General features: G+C 46.9%; 14 protein-coding genes. 3 read left to right on the forward strand and 11 right to left on the reverse strand.

Features of this window, described 5'->3' with window-relative positions; genetic code table 11:
- Positions 1–18: 18 nt before the first annotated feature.
- The 8 genes from P3L47_RS19735 to P3L47_RS19770 all read right to left on the reverse strand — a co-directional run bounded on the left by P3L47_RS19735 (position 19) and on the right by P3L47_RS19770 (position 8,828).
- Positions 19–1,143, reverse strand: a complete 1,125-nt coding sequence (locus P3L47_RS19735; RefSeq protein WP_277781871.1) for a BF2992 family fimbrillin-A clan protein — start codon at positions 1,141–1,143, stop codon at positions 19–21.
- 68 nt (positions 1,144–1,211) lie between these two features.
- Positions 1,212–2,312, reverse strand: coding sequence for a fimbrillin family protein (locus P3L47_RS19740; protein ID WP_277781872.1), 1,101 nt, complete (start codon positions 2,310–2,312; stop codon positions 1,212–1,214).
- Between the two features lie 68 nt (positions 2,313–2,380).
- Entirely contained in the window at positions 2,381–3,595 is a 1,215-nt protein-coding gene (locus P3L47_RS19745; RefSeq protein ID WP_277781873.1) for a fimbrillin family protein, read from the reverse strand.
- A 31-nt stretch (positions 3,596–3,626) separates the two neighbouring features.
- Positions 3,627–4,556: a fimbrillin family protein gene (locus P3L47_RS19750; protein WP_277781874.1), complete on the reverse strand. Its 930-nt coding sequence runs from the start codon at positions 4,554–4,556 to the stop codon at positions 3,627–3,629.
- 18 nt (positions 4,557–4,574) lie between these two features.
- Complete coding sequence (locus tag P3L47_RS19755) at positions 4,575–5,495, reverse strand: DUF5119 domain-containing protein (RefSeq protein ID WP_277781875.1); 921 nt, start codon at positions 5,493–5,495, stop codon at positions 4,575–4,577.
- A 33-nt stretch (positions 5,496–5,528) separates the two neighbouring features.
- Positions 5,529–6,866, reverse strand: a complete 1,338-nt coding sequence (locus P3L47_RS19760) for a DUF3575 domain-containing protein (RefSeq protein ID WP_277781876.1) — start codon at positions 6,864–6,866, stop codon at positions 5,529–5,531.
- Between the two features lie 551 nt (positions 6,867–7,417).
- Positions 7,418–8,395, reverse strand: a complete 978-nt coding sequence (locus tag P3L47_RS19765) for a tyrosine-type recombinase/integrase (protein ID WP_277781877.1) — start codon at positions 8,393–8,395, stop codon at positions 7,418–7,420.
- 226 nt (positions 8,396–8,621) lie between these two features.
- A complete protein-coding gene (locus tag P3L47_RS19770; RefSeq protein ID WP_277781878.1) occupies positions 8,622–8,828 on the reverse strand; it encodes a hypothetical protein in 207 nt (68 codons plus the stop codon).
- Positions 8,829–9,118: 290 nt separating this feature from the next.
- On the opposite strand from P3L47_RS19770, the gene P3L47_RS19775 reads away from it, so the two are divergent.
- Positions 9,119–9,310 (forward strand): hypothetical protein, encoded by a 192-nt coding sequence (locus P3L47_RS19775; protein WP_277781879.1) that lies wholly within the window; start codon positions 9,119–9,121, stop codon positions 9,308–9,310.
- Between the two features lie 102 nt (positions 9,311–9,412).
- On the opposite strand, the gene P3L47_RS19780 is transcribed toward P3L47_RS19775, so the two are convergent.
- Both P3L47_RS19780 and P3L47_RS19785 read right to left on the reverse strand, forming a co-directional pair.
- Complete coding sequence (locus P3L47_RS19780; RefSeq protein WP_277781880.1) at positions 9,413–12,013, reverse strand: glycoside hydrolase family 2 protein; 2,601 nt, start codon at positions 12,011–12,013, stop codon at positions 9,413–9,415.
- 99 nt (positions 12,014–12,112) lie between these two features.
- Positions 12,113–14,104: a retaining alpha-galactosidase gene (locus P3L47_RS19785; protein WP_122360456.1), complete on the reverse strand. Its 1,992-nt coding sequence runs from the start codon at positions 14,102–14,104 to the stop codon at positions 12,113–12,115.
- A gap of 124 nt (positions 14,105–14,228) precedes the next feature.
- On the opposite strand from P3L47_RS19785, the gene P3L47_RS19790 reads away from it, so the two are divergent.
- Both P3L47_RS19790 and P3L47_RS19795 read left to right on the forward strand, forming a co-directional pair.
- On the forward strand, positions 14,229–15,965 hold the full coding sequence (locus P3L47_RS19790) for an SGNH/GDSL hydrolase family protein (protein ID WP_277781881.1): 1,737 nt from the start codon (positions 14,229–14,231) through the stop codon (positions 15,963–15,965).
- A gap of 26 nt (positions 15,966–15,991) precedes the next feature.
- Positions 15,992–16,849, forward strand: a complete 858-nt coding sequence (locus P3L47_RS19795) for a BRO-N domain-containing protein (RefSeq protein ID WP_122374485.1) — start codon at positions 15,992–15,994, stop codon at positions 16,847–16,849.
- A gap of 18 nt (positions 16,850–16,867) precedes the next feature.
- Here the strand turns inward: P3L47_RS19795 and P3L47_RS19800 are convergent, their stop codons facing one another.
- Entirely contained in the window at positions 16,868–18,220 is a 1,353-nt protein-coding gene (locus P3L47_RS19800) for an MATE family efflux transporter (RefSeq protein WP_277781882.1), read from the reverse strand.
- Positions 18,221–18,286 lie beyond the last annotated feature (66 nt).

Genomic DNA, 18,286 nt, shown 5'->3' on the forward strand with positions numbered 1-18,286 from the left:
CTTTCCACTATTATGATATTAGTTAATTGTTGCCCCTCCAATCGTTTCTCCTCCCGTCCAACTGATATGATCCCAACCGGCAACAACCAGACCGAAAGGAGTTCCGGGAGTAACCTCCGGATCAGTCGGACGTCCGTCCGGAGCACCGCCTACATTATTATCCGTCAACCCGAAAGGAGTCCAATCATAGACACTCAACCGAAGCAGACTACGGTCGTTCTCCACTTCCAGCGTGAACACATATTGTTTTCCCTCTTCGAAAACAATGTTTTTTGCAATCGTAGCCTTCAGCGTTACGGCAATACCGTTGCGGGCAACCGTTACAGCCACCTGGAAAGGTTCACCGTTTTTCGGCAATAGGATCGTTGTAGCCCGGTTCAGTCCCAGCTTGCTTGGTTCTTCCGGATTTTCCGGATCAGGCAAGGTGACAAAATCTGTCGTCGACAGTTTCCCCGCCTCCGTCTGATCCCCTCCGGATGGCGAAATCTTTTCATTCTCCCCTATAATCAGGCTGGCACCGGCCGTGGAAACACCCGCCAGTTCGAGGCGCGTCCCGCAAAGGGAGCTGATCGGCACTATATTATCCCTGGTCGGTGCTACCTCAAAAAGTACCTGTGTACATTTACGGTGAAAATCACCCAAAGCAACCTGTCGTGAAGATTGAGAAACCAGGATACCACGCACAAATGCAGTCATCACATCTTCCTGATGCGGAATATCGGTTATCTGCCTTTTTTCGGAAACTTCAGTGAAAGGACGTGCCGGCGAAACAGCATAAAAATCATATACACCGGCCACCACCGTCATATCCGAACTTTCTCCGGAGATTTGTTTCCCATTTCCATCTACCAAACAAGGCTGCAAACTTCCGTCGCAACCAATAACATAAGTAGCTTCCGTTGTCGGAGCCGTAACCGAAAGATCGGCAGACACTGCCTCTTCCACTGACTCCCCAATACGATAAGCCGCGATACGTACCGTACTCCCAGCGGGTAACGGAGCAGCTTCTGTCCGAGTTGTAAGAAGGGAAGCAGCTAGGGAAGGTTGATCAAAAAACAACGTTATGAAACGAGCTTTTTCCTCCCCGTCTTCCACCAAACCGCCCGTACACCCCATACCGAATAAAAGGGAAAGTGCAAACATAAAAAAGACGTTTATAGAAAATCGCTCCATTACTCATTTTATTTATTGAACTTCATTAGCAAACAAATTTACTCCACAGGCACATTGACTGTCGGTGGAGTATCATCCCAACCAATCACCTGCACCTGGCTAAATTCGATACCGCGATCCGTCACCGTCATGGTATAAACATAATGTTTGCCTTGTTCCCAGTTGGCTGCGACGGTTGTATTGTTAGCTGTCTGATAGGTATGATCTTTATCGGTATCAAGGGCTCCGGCAGGTCCCAACGTTATTTTCACACCTATCCCACCACTTCCAGCCTGGTATCTCACTAATGGCCAAAGACTAAAGACCGATCCGGCAACTTCAGGAGTAGGGGAACAGTCGGCAGGAGCCACCAGTCCATATACCTGAGGAAAAGTAATTTGTGCAAAATCCTGTACTCCCTCTTCCGTTTCAGACCATTCGGCAAGTTGCCCCTGTTTGCCCATTGCAGCTGTCAGCATAAGGCTTTTCGCTGGTGTCGTCCCCGTCAATATTCCATCTGTCAGGCGTAACGCCACTCCCGTTGCCGGGTCCGGAGACGTTGCAAATTCGGATTGATCACTTGTCAGTTCAATCCTCTTCACATAATCCTCCACCGTCACAGCCTGCCCTTTTGCTTTCATCACCCGGAAACTTATTTTGGCCAAGGCATGTTGCATGGAAAGTGTCACAGACGAATTCAGACGATTCACGACCGGAGCGGTTTTATCCGCAGCCGTTCCATAGAGATAATCCGTCTGGTTTGTTTCCCATTCATTGCCATAAGCAAAAGACTGATCCGATAATATGACAGGATCGCAAAGGATCGGAACAGCTTGACTGTTGCCATCCAGCTTACCTTCCATATCAGACGGAGCCCAGGCGTAGACCGTTCCGTCTACATTATCCAAATTCAATGGGGTAACCGTGGTCCATATCTTTTTATCCGCATTATCATTACAGGTAAATATCTGCTTTTTGACAAGGGAAGAATAGTATTCTTTAGGATCGCTTCCTCGGGTCACCAACACCCCGATAGATTCCAAATGGTTTGCCGCCTTATCCGTTCCGATATCCTCATATACAGCCTTTGTATTCTCCCCAAGAGATAAGGTGTTGACAGATAATGTGCAGACATTTTTCCCTTCTTCAGGAGTTTCCACCGGAAAATCTATTTCCGTTGCCGTACACGAAAAAAAGACAAAACAGCATGAACAAGCCAATACGCGCATCATAACTCGATATTACCAGCCGGTTCTTCACTCCATTCAGCAACGCTCACACTCGTCACTTCCAATTTACGCTGCGAAGCACAGACCGTATACACATAGTTTGTTCCTGCCTGCCATGCCCAAACGTCCGTGACCGGCAAAGAGACAGTATAGGTCGTACCATCGATCGTAAAGACCACTTCTATTTCCTTATCCGAAATCCTGGCAATGGGATAAGTCAGAACGCTGACCTTACGGGCTACTTTCGGACCGGTTACCTGAGCTCCATTTACAATGTAAGTCGTAGCACTTTCCACCTCGCCTTGTTTGATCTCTTTCGGTATTGTATATCCGTTGATCGTACGGGTCAGCTTATCTGAAGTATTATTCGTCAACCCCGCTATCGTTCCGTCTGCCAGCTTCATGGTTGCCCCGTCAGTTGTCTTGATCAGCGTTTTAGCATCCGCATTCTTTATCTCGATCTGCGTCAGATTACCAGCTCCCGGCAGTGTGCCGTCATTGTATAGACGGAAAGAGATCATCGTCAGCGCGTGTGCCATTGTCAGGTTGATAGAACGTTGCGGACTGCCATCTCCTCTGCCGTTACTGACGGTACGAGTTTTATTGTCGGCATACAGATAATCCGTTTCCGTTGGAGCTGAAATGATCTTCTTTTTATTAGTTGAAGAATTCGTAGCCCAGGAAGAACCGTCAAACCGAAGATCGGCATTCGTCACATCATTATCTATCGTGATCGTTCCCGTCTTCTGAAGCGGAGCCGGAATTGTCAATGCATTTGCACTCGATCCTGTGACAGCATCCGTTTTCGGATAATAGGCATACACTGTCCCCACTGCATCACTCAGCGTATAGGGAGCTGTCGTCGCTGATGCAAAATCAGCCCCTTTCTCAGAAATAGACTTCCAGTTTTCTCCTTTCTCATCCCCCATAAACCAAACATGATCATCTGCTATATTGCCGGAATAAGCAGCCGAACCTGCCTCATTCAATATGACAACTCCCAGCCCCAAAGCATCCGACACATAATCAGCCTTAGTGTACGTGATCATATCCCCACCGACCACCGATTTCGTTTCCGTTGTCTGTACACCGGTCGATATACCAAGCACGGTCGCTTCACCCTCTTCATACCCATCGACAAATATTTCATGCTGCGTGCAACCTGCCGGCACCAACAAAACAGCCATTGCTGCCAAAGACACTAATTGTTTCATCTCCTATTGTTTTTAAATATTACTATTGTTTCTATAAGCCAACTTCTCCCCCTTCTTGCTCGGTCCAGTCGTCCACCGAAGTGGAAAGGGACAGTTTTTCTTTCACCATATCCAAAGTCACTGAGACCGTATAGGACGTACCTGCCCGGGACAGGCTATCCGGCTCCTCGAAATGAATGGGAATATCTTCATAAACCAGGTTCGTACCGTCTGTCAGACTGACTGTAGCCGCCAATGTCAACGGGACACCCGCTTCCAGCATAACCGAAGTGATCAGGGTATCAGGAAAGTTGTTCGACAATAAGGGACCGGTTCCATCGGCTTCCCAAACTATGAGCGTCCCTGTATCCCCTACAGGCAGCAAACTGCCTTTATTCAAATCCAGCAAAACATTCCGGTGACTGCCTCCTATCTGTAACCGAAGCAAACAAGCATTGGCAGGATAATCATCCGTTACACGAACACGAAAGCCCAACCGGGTAAGCAAATGAGTAAACCGGAACTTCTTACTTTCCTGCCAGAACATATCCGTCAAAGAACCGGACTGTTCGTTGCTAAGAAGAAGGTCCTGACTGCCATCCAGCCGATAAGCGACCCCGTTAATACCCGGCTTTACCGGAGGATAATATCCCCGCAGATACAGATAGCTTCCGTCTTTGGGATAATAATGCGGTTCCAGTAGAACGGCTTCCTTCCCCGTTACCCTTGCTTCCCATATTTCACTGTATGTTCCGGAAGCATCTCCAATGGCAAAAGCGACAGTTTCTCCGTTAAATACCGAAATGTCAGATCGTATCGTCGGCTGTGCCGCAGAAGGGAACTCCGTTACCAACCGGATCGGCACATTTTCCGATGCCGGCTCCGGCATACTCCGGTTGTCACAGCCGGCGCACGTCACGACGAACATCAAAAATATTCCCGACCATTTATTCACCCTATCTATCCTTTCTCTTTTCTCCATATTCTCCTTTTACGCTATCTATCCGGCGATACCGTTCCCGGTTGTACCTTCTGCTTCCGCCGTTCCGTCACGCCATTGAGTTACCTCTATCGCATAGCTACCCGTTTCCAGCGGATGGATCGTCATATCCAGTTCGATACGTGCAGACAACCCATGCAGAACTGCTTCATTTACCTCATCGGTCACATCCGTATACGATACAAACGATTGCCCGTCTTCCTGTTCCACCGTCAATGATAAGGTAACAGGAAGGTCCGTTCCGTCTGCATTCATTTCCGAACGAAGACCGAAAAGCGACAGGGAAGCCGTATAACGATTTTCCCCGTCCGCTCCGGCTGGAAATCGGACGGAACCGGAACTTCCCGCACAAGGTTTACCCGTCGGGATACATACCTCTGAAGGAATGCCGCTTAACTCACCGCCTATCACCACAACTTCAGTATCTCCCTCAATACGGATATTCAGTATCACCTCTTTGATGAGGCTGACAGGTGTCAGGACTACCGTTTTACTCTCCGCAGCAGCGACAATACCCTCCTGCCCGACTCCATACAAGTTCGCAGGTTGACTGATAATGCCTCCGGTTGTTTTTGAGTAAGCTCCCGAACGTGCTATGGCAAAGGCTTTGTCATATCCGTTATTCATGGATAGATCCAGATTGATGCCATCCGGATTACATGCCACAATCTTATAGCGTCCCTGCGGGATGGTTCCCTCATATCCCGAAGCATCGCCGCGACGAACGAGGGGAACCGGATTGCCATCGGCATAAAAATAATAATCGAAAACACCTGTATGAGCAGCACGTGTCCCCCAGTCCAGGACTAAGCGGACTTTGCCGTTCCTCGTCCAGTCCTTGTCGGTCGTCAGGGAGGTACAGGCCGTGAATAGCAACCCAATCAACAGCCCCCCCACATAATCCCTTATCTTGTTCCCCATCTTAATTTTCAATTTTCAATTCTCAATTTTCAATTACCTAACCCCTATCCTATACACTATACTGAGCCTGAATCCGATCATCATACCCGTTGCATTGAACAGGCTTTCCTGATAATTCTTATCATCCACTTTGTCATACCGGTATTTCTCTCCGCCAAAAACAGAACGGTAGCCAGCCTGTAAAGCCGCCTCCGTACAGAAACCGGCTCCTAATGGAACCATGCACCCTATTGCCAACCCTCCCGAAGCAAATTTACCTGTACGGCCATAAAGACCGTCGGAGCTGATCTTCTCCCCTCGTACATCAAAATCGCCATACTGTCCGAACGCTCCGACCCATAGCCAGCGGAAACGATCATCCCCTTTCAACCAAAAACGCGGCTCCAGCGTCAGGGACGAAACGCCCCAGAGGTTATCCGGATCACTTCCATACGTATAATAGGAATAAAGAAAGGAGGCATCTACCGACCAGCGTTCCCCGAAACAATATTCCAGTTCCAGATTAGGCATAAAGCTTCCCTTGTTAAATTCGACCGGTCCATTCCCCAGCATCACCGACGGAGCCAGCGTACACCAGGGCAGCAGGTTCGTCTTTATTGAAAGATTGAAAGGACGGGTACCGGAAAGGCCTGCCGTAGCAACCGTCGAGTGAGCCGTCTCCGGCTTCACTTCTTCAGGCATCACCTCCTTTTCAAAAGGACGTTCTACCTGTTTTTTCGGTTTTACCGTTTGGGAAAGGGACGTCTTTTTCGAGATCAGTAACCGGTAATCGCTGACTTCTTCCTTGTCAAACAAAGCATCGCATATCATATAGACAATACGATTTTCCTTTTCTCCCGACATCCGTTTATACTGTTCCACAAACGGGATAGCCCCATATTTTCCGACAGCCTCTTCCATGCTACGGGAATAATGGCTTTCACTATAATATATTTCCTGATTGGCAAACCACGGCACAGGAGTATCCAGATAATAGACATGTACCTGATCGCGGTTCGAACCACTACGGTCGATATAAAAGGCTATACATTCATACGGTAATTTCAATTTCGTTTTAATATAATTCCGGATACGTTCGGCACGCAGCGAAACCTGATTGACGGCTTCTGTCTCCATGTATTGCCAGGAAGCCAGGTGAGCCACAATCAATAGATGGGAAGTTCCCTCCAATAAGGCAATCCGGTTTTGCTTCAACAGCTCTGCCATCCGCTGAAGCTCCCCGGCATTGTCCGCATAATCTGCCAGCAAACGGTTTTCCGTTTCGGGAAAAGAATAGACATAAGCATTCGCCTGTTGGAAATCCTGTCCCCAAAGAATATTCCCCTTCAACAATAGGAGCATGATAAACAATATGTACAAAACTCTTTTCATAACTTCCCGTATCTGTTCCGTTTCTTAGCAAGAAACGGAACGTAAACAAAAACACAGACGTAAACAAATGGTATACAATGCCTTATATGCATAACAGAAGTATTCTTTATAGTTGTAGAATACAATATGAACCATTCTTTACGTCAGCTTTTTTTCTTTTCAGATCATGAATGTTTTTGAAACACAAGAAAAGCAGGTCTGTATGGAAAGTAATCTTCGTAAGAATACTTCTACTATAAAAAGACAATAAGATGAACTAAAAAAGAAGAAAGAAAAGAATAATTCCATTTACGAAAATAACCATAAACAACTGATACTTTGACGTTTGATAGAGATCAAATTGATTAGTATAAATAACAAGAACACCTATGCCCTACTTTGTAATATTTACTCTTTGAGAATAAGGAGAGTATAATATTCAGGGTTTCATGTGCAAAATTTCGGGTTTTCATAACCATTATAAGAAATAAAGTTATTATTTTTGCAGTGTAATACTATCATTGATTATCAACGTTCCGTTTCTTGCTAAGAAACAGAACCAGCTTCTAAGTCTATCCTGCTGATTCATATCTTTTTATTTTTGGTTCCTGTTTTCTTTTTAATACAATCCGATTGGCCTTATTGATCACGGAACTATTCAGTTCTGCCAGATAAATACGGGTCACCAAAATGGAAGAATGCCCCAGTGCATCACAAATAGTCTCGATATCCACCCCTTTGTCTCGTGCAACCGTTGCCCAGGAATGGCGTGCCACATGTGTGGTCAGTTTCACATTCAGTTCCAAAATCAGAGAAATACGGTTGAGCCGTTTGTTTTGCAATCTCAAGGCACTTTCATATCCTTCACCGTTGACATTCAGGATAGGAAACAGGTAAGGACTGTCTTTCACATCCGCCGCATACCGCCGGATGATCATTATCATCTCAGGCAATAGCTCTATATGCAAAACCTTACCGGTTTTACTTCTCGTATAGGTAAGAACTCCACCCTGGATATCTGTCTTTTTCAGATGGGCGAGGTCCACAAAAGACATCCCTCTCGTATAATAGCTGAACAAAAACATCGAAAGGGCAAATGCAAGATTGGGGGATAACCGGGACACCGCCTTTTCCAACCGGGTAATACTAGCTTCAGGCACAGCCCGTTTAGCCGTCTTTTTCACACCGGTAAAAACATTTTTAAAAGGATCTTCGTTTCCCCGGTCGGCCATCCCTGTCGCCACCATCTCATGCCATATAGTCCGCAGATGGCGAAGATAAAAAGAAGAACTATTCTCCCCCAACTTCTTCCCTCCCGGCTTTTCTTCTTGTAGCCAATGTTCATACGCCGTCATCAGTTTCCCATCCACCCCGTCCGCATACACTATCTTCCCGCATAAAAAACGCCGGAACGAATTAAGCGCACTGCTATAATTATGCGCCGTACTCTTCTTCCCCCCATCTTCCAAACGGGTTATCTTCTCTCGCATAAACTGCAGCACTTCCACTTTCTGCCGCCTGCCTGCACTCTTCTCATTGTCTCTTCTCATATACATTATTATTTACTAATCGATAATCACTAAAGTGAGTTTAGTAAACAAAATAACAGAAAGAGAAGTTAGTAATATCTGAAAAACACAAACAAAATGAAAGCTTTTTAACTTCTCTGCTAACATCAATATCTTATAAAAAGAGACAAACAGATCAACATCTGATCATTCCCTACCGGATAGCTGTCACTACCCGCGCAGGTCACGTACACTACCCGGCAGGTAGTCACCGCCATCCGTACGGATCATCGTGACAAACAGCCCGGGTAGTTACAATAATCCAAGCAGCCAGCTGAAACAATCCGCGCAGATAAATGAAATGAGGATAAAAGAAAAGAAAGCATAACTTGGTATGGGACAAAAAGATTGTGATTTTTTCCTGATTAGCAGTTATTTTTCTTCCAAAAGCCTCTTCTGACAGCTTGACTTCCATTTTACATTCCGATATATAAATACGGTATAAAAAATCCGGGCTACATCTATCCGTACAGATAAATGCAGCCCGACAATCATTTTTCCATCTTATTAGAAAACTTGTATCCAAAAAGATAATCCTTAACTTCTGTACAGCCCCATATTTTACCGGCGAACTGGAGATAGATACTTACAATGCAAAGAAACTAAAGGGAAAATAACAGAATGACATTTTGATCGGTTTATTTCGGGGAGTAAAAAAGATTTTTTGGATAGTCAAAAGAAAAAGAGTATTTTTGCACTGACAAAATGGTTGTAATATGCGACCAAAATTTCATAACCATCCTAAGAGTGCATTATTATGATAACACTGGTGACTTCTTTCGCAAGATTGTTGTGCTGGACGGTAGCCGCAAGCTTTGGGCAGACGAGGACGGTGTAATGTATGTGGGTGTGATTCCGTTCCTGTTAGAGGATGTTTTGGCAGAGGTGACTGGGTAAAAAACGGATTCGAACACATCCGCATAATCCATAATTATTATGCGGATGGCTCGAATGTTTATTATATGCATAGGATTATTAACTCCTAAGCGTTTGATAAAACTAGAAATTCGTTGGCTTCCCTCCTACCTTGACCTCGGCTAATCCGGCATTCCCGGAAACAAAGTTGATACGGACAAAGCGAATATTCTTTCCGAGGTCACCATCTATACGCTGCTTCTTTTCTTTCTTATTGCTGGTGCGCTGGTCGGATACGGTTATCCATGATTGGTTATCGGAAGATACTTCAATAACGTATCGATGCATATCGGCTGTCGGGAAGACCAGTTCGATCGCATTCAGATCATAGGAGGCTTCCAGATCGAGCTTCCACCAGGCAGCCTTATCTGAGGGATCGGCAAACCAGGCGGTCTGATCGTCATCGTCATTCGATAAAGTACGGGAAGAAAGTTCCGCTGTCGAACTGACAAAAGAAGGGCGATTAACCGCCAATAACAATTCATTTACAGGCTCTTCTTTCTTCGGGGCAATATAGCGTTTATAAGGACGGTCCGCCACTTTCGGACGACCGGCCGACTCCCAGGTTGGCTGTCCTAATGTCCGGATAGTGAGGGTAGACACCGGTAGCCCTTCAGCAGACGCTTCGATCACGGTAGTTCCGGCATAGTAACTACGGAACTCGATTGCTGCCTTTCCGTCACGGATCGTAATATCGGAGGCTTCCTCTTCTGAAGGAGGCATAAACTGGATGGACGAACCTGTTGGAAATTCACCGGGGCCGGACAGGATAGATAGCTTAACAGGGATCTCATTACTAACCGGTTTGCCGCTTGCATCCAGCAAAGTGATCAGGATATGAACATCATCTGTCCCGTCGGGAGCAGCGATCGTTGTCTTATCCGCAGACAAACCGATCTTTGCAGGAATACCCGATTCAGGCCATTGCGGTTCAACCGGATTCCTGTTTCCTTTGGCATAAGCCTCCCGGTACCAGTACCAGGAACGCTTCGGGATACGGAAATAATCCACTAATCCCATAATAGCCAAGCCGGTTCCACCGACTGTCCCGTGATCGAAGCCACACCAGATCACTTGTCCTCCACGCCATTCCGGACGGTTAAAGCCATCTTTCAGGTCTGCCCATCCCGGTTCGAACGCACCCGGACGATGTGTCGTTACACTTCCATATTCAGAAACCATACTAGGCACACCGGGATTCAGGAAACCCGCCCCGTCGCCATTATAAAAAGCTATCTGATTCTTCCCTAGTTTATCTACGCCTTTACGCTGGCTACCGCCGATAGCGACCAGGCGCGTCGGATCCCATACATGCGTACTGTCGGTTGCCCTGTTCAGCAATTGCTTCATCCGTTCATTGGTGGAAGCATCCGTAAAGAAAGGTTCATTACTCATACTCCATGCCGTAATAGAAGGACTGTTCCGGTTGATTCGGATCAGCTCTTTCAACTGGGATAACACACTCCGGTCAAAACGATCCTGGTCTTCCGGATTCGGAGGATAACAACCGGACGAAGGAGTCCCCCAACCGTCACGATCGCCCGAACCGCCTCCCATACCCCAAAAAGCATTCTCCGGGAAGAACAGTATGCCGATCTCATCACAAGCCTGTGCAAACGAAGGGTCGTGCGGATAATGTGATCCGCGGATCGTATTGAAACCACAATCCTTCATCATCTGTATATCCCGGCGGAAACCGGCATTTGTTACGGCATCTCCCCAACCGGCATGATCCTGATGGACATTTGCCCCCAACAGGTAAAAATGTTCGCCGTTAAGGAAGAATCCTTTGTCTGCTGTCCATTCGAACCAACGGATACCGAAAACGGTTTCTTTCCGGTCGGTCACTTTATTCCCCTGCTGAATCGTTGTCACTGCTTTATAAAGGTTCGGACTATCCGGATGCCAAAGAGCCGGGTCGGCGATATTTGCCGGATACTGAGTGAATATTCGGGAACTGCCGGCTTCAAGCGTTTCTTTTGTTTCTGCTTTTGAGACAATTTTACCCTTGGGTGAAACGATCTCTGTCCGGATCGTAAACTGTTGCGGACGGGCATGGTCATTTCTTATTTCTGTCTCTGCCTTGAAAGAGGCAGACGATTTCGACACTTCCGGTGTTGTGATAAACGTTCCGCACCAGGCGACATGTAAAGGATCTGTAATATGTAAATACACATCGCGGTAGATACCTCCGCTAAACTGATGATCACCGGCACGCGGTGCTACATCCGGCTTCCAAAGATTATTGACACGGACCGCTAAAATGTTTTTTCCGGGTTTCAGGAAAGGAGTCAGATCATAACAGAAACCGGTATATCCTCCGGTATGCTCTCCTACCCGCTGCCCGTTCAGGAAAACTTCGCTTTGAATAAATATGCCTTCAAATTCAACCGATATTTGTTTACCCTTCCATTCTGCCGGCATTTCAATCGTCTTCCGGTACCAACCATACCCATTGTATACGCTCTTCCACATGAAGTAAGGCAGAGAAAATGAGTGAGGAAGATTTACTTGTTCCCAACCTTGATCGGAAAAGGAGGGTTGTTGTGCTCCTTCCATGTCACCTAAAGTAAAAAGCCAGCCACGGTTCAAATTGATTTGCTGACGAACAGGGGCGGCATTCAGATTCCAGCAGATCATAATCTGCAAGAAGAAAATAATCGTTACGAGAGTTTTTTTATTCATAAGTACTTTAATATTAATGGCGAAAAAAAACAGAACAGAAGGAGAATAACATTTACTTGCTGTTCCCCTTCTATTTATACTAAGATCTAACGGATACTATTATTTACAGATTTTGGCCGCATACCCTCCTCCCGGAGCCATCTTGATCTTCAACTTACGATCAGCCGGGACGGGGATGATTTCTTTTTTATAATCGCAGGCAGCACGATCGGCATTGATACCATCCTTGAAAAGTTCCAGTTTGTAATCGCCGTCACCCAGGAAAGAAAGATCCAGCTCCAGCTCACGCGGTTCCCAGTTGGTGAGGGCACCTACGTACCAGTTGTCGCCCTGTTTGCGAGCTATTGCTATATATTCGGATACTTTTGCATCGAGCACCTGGGTTGCTTCCCATACGGTGGGGATAGCTGCTATAAATTCCGTACATTCCTTTTCACGCATATAATTCGTCGGATTGTCGCACAACATATTCAGAGGCGATTCGAAGATCACATAAGTAGCCAACTGGCGGCAACGTGTTCCCTGGCTCATCGGTTCAGAATTGACCGGACGGTAGTTCTGACGGATCGCATTGCGCATAGCCCCCTGGGTATAATCGACCGGACCGGCCAGCATACGGATGAACGGGAAAGTCACATCGTAAGTAACCATATCGTACGATTCGGGCGACCACTTCATTTGCTCCAGTCCGTTCACACCCTCATAATTGATCACGTTCGGATAGGTGCGCTGCAACCCGGTCGGTTTACAGATCCCGTGGAAGTCGACCAACATATTATAACGGGCACAAGTCTCCGCCGAACGATACAAGAAGTCAATTATTTCCTGATCATCGCGATCCATAAAGTCTACCTTGAAACCTTTCACTCCCATATCGGCATAATGTTTCACCACATTTTCCATATCCCGGTCGAAGGCATAGTAACCGGCCCACAGGATAATATCCACATTCTTCGATTTTGCATACGATACAATCTCCTTCAAGTCGATTTCCGGGATCACCTGCAATAAATCTGCTTTCAGGTTTACAGCCCATCCTTCATCGAGGATCACATATTCGATGTCATGGTCGGCCGCAAAATCGATATAATATTTATACGTTTCGTTATTGATACCGGCACGGAAATCGACTCCGGAAATATTCCAGTCGTTCCACCAATCCCAAGCTACCTTACCCGGTTTGATCCAGGAGATATCCTTTATACGAGAGGGAGCCGCCAGGCGATATACCATATCGCAATCGGCCAACTGCTTGTCGTTTTCCGAAACAACGAATACACGCCAGGGGAAAGAACGGTTTCCTTTTGTCTTCGCTATATAATTCTCGCGTTCCTTAACCAGCATCTGCAATTGGTTATGTCCGCCTTGCTGTTTCACCTTCGGATACGGGGCATGGACTGATTTCAGGGAAGGCTTGTCTGTCGTGTTATTCAGGAACATACCCGGATAGCTTTCGAGGTCGGCCTCTGTGATACAAACCTTCTTTCCATTTCCGAGATCGACCAGAAACGGCAGGATCATCAGGCGCTTGTCGTTCAGCTTGGTGATCGGTTCATTATAATAAGGTTGCTCGAATGAATTGGAGAACTGTTCTTCGAAAGTCGGCTTGGTGCTGTTCACATAAGCGGCGAAGGTCTTATGGTCGGTAGAGAAGTTATAGGATGCTTCTTCATCTTTCACGATCATATCTCCTTTTTTCTTCGTCACGAAACGATAGGCCATACCGTCGTTATACAGGCGGAACACGATACTGTAATCGCCACGGAAAGCGATCGTCATCTCATTATATATATCGCTTACTTCCGATTTCTTATAAAACGGCGACGGGATCGACTTATCGACGGAACCTTTCGTCACTTTCGAAACTTTAGGGCTGTTACCTCCCAACACTTCGCCGGTCTGTAAGGTCATAGATATGGCAGAAGGAGCCAGCACCTCCGTCCCGTCATGGTTCAACGAGAACTCTACATTATCTCCAACCGTCACAACAGTGTGCAGTTTCCTGTCGGGCGACTGCAACTGATAACTTTTCTGAGCCAATAAAGGCATGCTTCCCAACAACAGGAAAGTAAGCAATACTTGTGCTTTCATCGTATCTGAATTTTTGTTTTTAACTGAGGCAAATATACACGAATAAACGAAAACAAAAATTCTAATATTGTATTATCTTTGTCAATATTGTATCAAAAAGCATTGTAAACAAATAGATCGACCTATGAAAAGACTGTTGAGTATCTTTATTCTATGTATGGTATGCCTCTCTGCCGGGGCAGAATGGAAATGGCAGAATCCGATGGAGGCAAGTTTCCCCGTAATTCAGAACCAAGGCTGGCCTGATGAGATCGGACAGACCTATGTACGCCTGCCCGACCGGGCAAAGGCGGAAGTCAGGGAACCGGTTTGGAACCTCTCCCGCAACTCTGCCGGACTGGCTATTCATTTTTATTGCAACTCCCCCCAAATAACCGTACGTTACCAGGTAAGCGGTGGGTATGCTATGCCGCACATGCAATCGACCGGCGTATCGGGGCTCGACCTGTACAGCATCGACAGCGAGGGCAAGTGGAGTTTCTGTTTCGGTAACTACTCATTCGGAGATACGATCCGATACAGCTATACAAACCTGGGACAAGACAAGTTCCATAACCGCGGGTTTGAATACAGGCTCTACTTACCTTTATATAATAGTATCAAATGGATGGAGATCGGCACACCGGAAGGAACCGAACTGACTTTCATTCCCCAATCGCCGGAGAAGCCGGTCGTTCTTTACGGTACTTCCATCGCACAGGGCGCTTGCTCCTCACGCCCCGGCATGGCGTGGGCAAACATCCTGCAACGTTCGCTGGACTATCCGTTGATCAATCTGGGATTTTCAGGCAACGGGCAACTCGAAAAAGCAGTCCTAAACTACATCGTTGAGCAGGATGCCCGCCTCTACATCCTGGATTGCCTGCCCAACCTCACACAAAAAACCAATGAAGAAGTAACCGCCCTGGTAATTGCCGCCGTCAAACAAATCCGAGAAAAACGAAACGCTCCCATCCTCCTGGTAGAACATGCCGGATACAGCAACGCTCCCAGCAATCGAGGACAATACGAATTATATACCCGCCTGAACGCCGCTTCGCGCAAAGGATACGAAGCCTTGTTGCAAGCAGGTGTCAAAGACCTGTATTACCTGACACATGAAGAGCTGAACTTTCCGCCCGATGCCTGGGTAGACTATGTACACCCTTCCGACCTCGGAGCCACCTACCAGGCCACAGCCGTTGAAAAGAAAGTACGCGACATCCTCCGGCTGCCGGTAGGCGACCGCCCGACGACTCAGCCTGTTACCCAACGTCGCGAACCGAACAATTACGAATGGCAGACCCGCCACCGCGACATCCTGAAGCATATCGAGCAAAACCCACCCAAAGCCGTCATCCTCGGCAACTCGATCACTCATTTCTGGGGAGGAGAACCGGCAGGACCGAGAAGCAACGGTGCGAAAAGCTGGAAGAAGATCATGGAACCGGCCGGATTCCAGAATCTGGGATACGGTTACGACCGTATAGAGAACGTACTTTGGCGTATCTACCACGGTGAGCTGGATGGATATGAAGCGGATAAGGTTGTCCTGATGATCGGAACGAACAATATGGGAATCAGCCCGGACAAAGATATTGTAGAAGGTCTGCGTTTCCTCATCACAGCTATCCGTAACCGCCAACCGAAAGCGACGGTTAAAGTGATCGGTATCCTTCCCCGCCGGGAACACGAGGATTGGGTGAAAAACATCAACCTGCAAATCCGCACAATGGCAAACGAGGAAAACTGCCTGTTCAGCGATGCCGGAACAACCTTGCTCCTGCCCACCGGCAAGATCGACGAATCGCTTTTCAACGACGGCCTGCATCCGAACGAAAAAGGGTATCAGTTAATAGCTAAAACAATAGCCGAGGATTAAAGCAACAGATATAAAGACAGCAAGTTATGACACAGCAAAATGCAATCAAAATCTTTGAAGAAAAAAAAGTACGCACCGTATGGGATAGCGAAACGGAAGAATGGTATTTTTCCATAGTGGATGTAATTGCCGTATTGACGGATAGTGATAACCCACGTCGTTATTGGAGCGACTTGAAACGTAAGTTATCAAAAGAAGGAAGTCAGTTGTACGCTAAAATCGTACAACTGAAAATGCCCTCTGGTGATGGCAAATACTACAAAACCGACGTAGCCACCACCGAGCAACTTTTCCGCCTGATCCAGTCTGTCCCTTCGCCTAAGGCAGAGCCTTTTAAACTCTGGATGGCTCAGGTAGCAAAAGAGCGCCTTGACCAGATGCAAGACCCGGAATTATCCATCGAACAGGCTATGACCGATTACAAACGTTTGGGCTATTCCGACAATTGGATCAACCAACGTCTTAAAAGTATCGAGATACGTAAAGACCTGACTGATGAATGGAAACGTCACGGCCTGGAAGAAGGCGTACAGTTCGCTACTCTTACAGATATTATTTATAAGACATGGGCGGGAAAAACGGCAAAAGAATACAAACAATTCAAGAACCTAAAGAAAGAGAACCTGCGTGATAACATGACTAACAAAGAATTAGTTCTAAACATGCTTGCAGAGCTTTCAACGAAAGAGATCTCGGAAGCCATAGGTCCAGACTCTTTCGATGAGCACTCTGAAGTAGCCCGACAAGGAGCTACAGTAGCACGCAACGCCAGGTTGGAGCTGGAGGAAAAGACAGGACAGCCAGTTGTCACCCCTCTTAATGCCAAAAATATTCAGTCTTTGCAACAAGACAAAAAAGAGAATGAAAAGACTGAAGAAGAGTAGGCTGCCAGTATGTCAACCTTATCTCTTTAACGACCTGCGCACCAGCCAGTAAGAGACTGACAACGTGCAAATCTCAGCGATCGGTATATCATACCAGATGGCGTCAATACCGAATACAGCGGGGAGGACAAGTATGCCGATTCCTACGAATATGAGTCCTCTCAAAGCTGATATAATGATCGAAATCTTCGCATTCCCGATAGCCGTAAAATAGCTGGATGCCAGGATATTCAGACCACACAACAAAAAGGCAAAACAATAGATCGAGACACCTCGCGACGCAATAGCAAAGGCCTCGTTGCTGTGATCGTTGAAAAACAATCCGATAATCTGTTCGCCGAACAATAACAATACCAGGAACAAACCGATCCCGATCGCGGAATTAACCCGCACGGCAAGTCCCAGGATCGACTTGATACGTTCCTGCTTCTTCGCCCCGTAGTTATATCCTATAATAGGTATGATACCATCCGATATCCCCAGGAATATGGTGGTTCCGATAAACAGGATATAATTGATTGCCGTAAACGCCGCCACCCCACTTTCACCCAGATACTTCATCATCGTGATATTGAAGAGGAAAACGGTAATTGCTACCGACAGTTCAGACATACCCTCCGAGGACCCGTTATAGAAAGCATTCCATACCAGCCACCAATTGTAGCGTCCACGTTGGACGGCAACGACTTCGTGACGCGAAAACAACCGGGGCACATTCAGGCAAGCACCGATCGTAAAGGCAATACCGGTCGCCAGTCCGGCTCCCATCATGCCCCAACCCAATACGGCAACGAACACGAGGTCGAGAATAATATTCAGGATCACGGTCGTCCCCATGACCGAAGTCGCATACAAGGGATGCCCCATCGCCTTAATGATATAGTCGCCGAAGAACATCGTACACAAAAACGGGAAGAAAGGGACCAATGCCCGGATATATCCTACGGCATCCCCCTGCAACACTGCATTCGCCCCCAGGAAAGAAGCGATCTCTCCCGCAAATAAATAAATCAACAGGCTCACCGCCAAAGACATGGCAATCAGGAACAGGAATACCGAACGCAACGCGTTGTCCGCTTCCTGCTTATCACCTTTTCCCAGACTGATACTGACAATCGTCTGTCCCCCGATGCCCATCACGATGGCAAACGCCGAGATCAAACTATAACACGGTAAGATCAGATTCACACTAGCCAGCGCATTAGCGCCCACAAACCGTCCGAGCACAATCCCGTCGATCACGGACTGGATACCCAGAAATAATAGTCCCGCCACGCCGGGAAGTGCATACTTTGTAAATAACCGGGGAATCTCACCTGTCAACAATAACCTCTCTCTTTCCTGGCGGAAGAGAGCTTTTTCCTTACTCATAAAACAACTTGCTTTTGGTTCCGGCTACAAAGGTAAGGAGGTCTTTTCAGAGAAAAATTACCATAA

The sequence above is a fragment of the Parabacteroides chongii genome (assembly GCF_029581355.1).
Lineage (GTDB): Bacteria > Bacteroidota > Bacteroidia > Bacteroidales > Tannerellaceae > Parabacteroides > Parabacteroides chongii.

Bases quoted from the DNA above. Each gene is read 5' to 3' on its own strand.
- P3L47_RS19735 (WP_277781871.1), bottom strand. From the start codon at position 1,143: ATGTTTGCACTTTCCCTTTTATTCGGTATGGGGTGTACGGGCGGTTTG.
- P3L47_RS19745 (WP_277781873.1), bottom strand. From the start codon at position 3,595: ATGAAACAATTAGTGTCTTTGGCAGCAATGGCTGTTTTGTTGGTGCCG.
- P3L47_RS19750 (WP_277781874.1), bottom strand. From the start codon at position 4,556: ATGGAGAAAAGAGAAAGGATAGATAGGGTGAATAAATGGTCGGGAATA.
- P3L47_RS19755 (WP_277781875.1), bottom strand. From the start codon at position 5,495: ATGGGGAACAAGATAAGGGATTATGTGGGGGGGCTGTTGATTGGGTTG.
- P3L47_RS19760 (WP_277781876.1), bottom strand. From the start codon at position 6,866: ATGAAAAGAGTTTTGTACATATTGTTTATCATGCTCCTATTGTTGAAG.
- P3L47_RS19765 (WP_277781877.1), bottom strand. From the start codon at position 8,395: ATGAGAAGAGACAATGAGAAGAGTGCAGGCAGGCGGCAGAAAGTGGAA.
- P3L47_RS19770 (WP_277781878.1), bottom strand. From the start codon at position 8,828: ATGGAAGTCAAGCTGTCAGAAGAGGCTTTTGGAAGAAAAATAACTGCT.
- P3L47_RS19775 (WP_277781879.1), top strand. From the start codon at position 9,119: ATGGTTGTAATATGCGACCAAAATTTCATAACCATCCTAAGAGTGCAT.
- P3L47_RS19780 (WP_277781880.1), bottom strand. From the start codon at position 12,013: ATGAATAAAAAAACTCTCGTAACGATTATTTTCTTCTTGCAGATTATG.
- P3L47_RS19785 (WP_122360456.1), bottom strand. From the start codon at position 14,104: ATGAAAGCACAAGTATTGCTTACTTTCCTGTTGTTGGGAAGCATGCCT.
- P3L47_RS19790 (WP_277781881.1), top strand. From the start codon at position 14,229: ATGAAAAGACTGTTGAGTATCTTTATTCTATGTATGGTATGCCTCTCT.
- P3L47_RS19795 (WP_122374485.1), top strand. From the start codon at position 15,992: ATGACACAGCAAAATGCAATCAAAATCTTTGAAGAAAAAAAAGTACGC.
- P3L47_RS19800 (WP_277781882.1), bottom strand. From the start codon at position 18,220: ATGAGTAAGGAAAAAGCTCTCTTCCGCCAGGAAAGAGAGAGGTTATTG.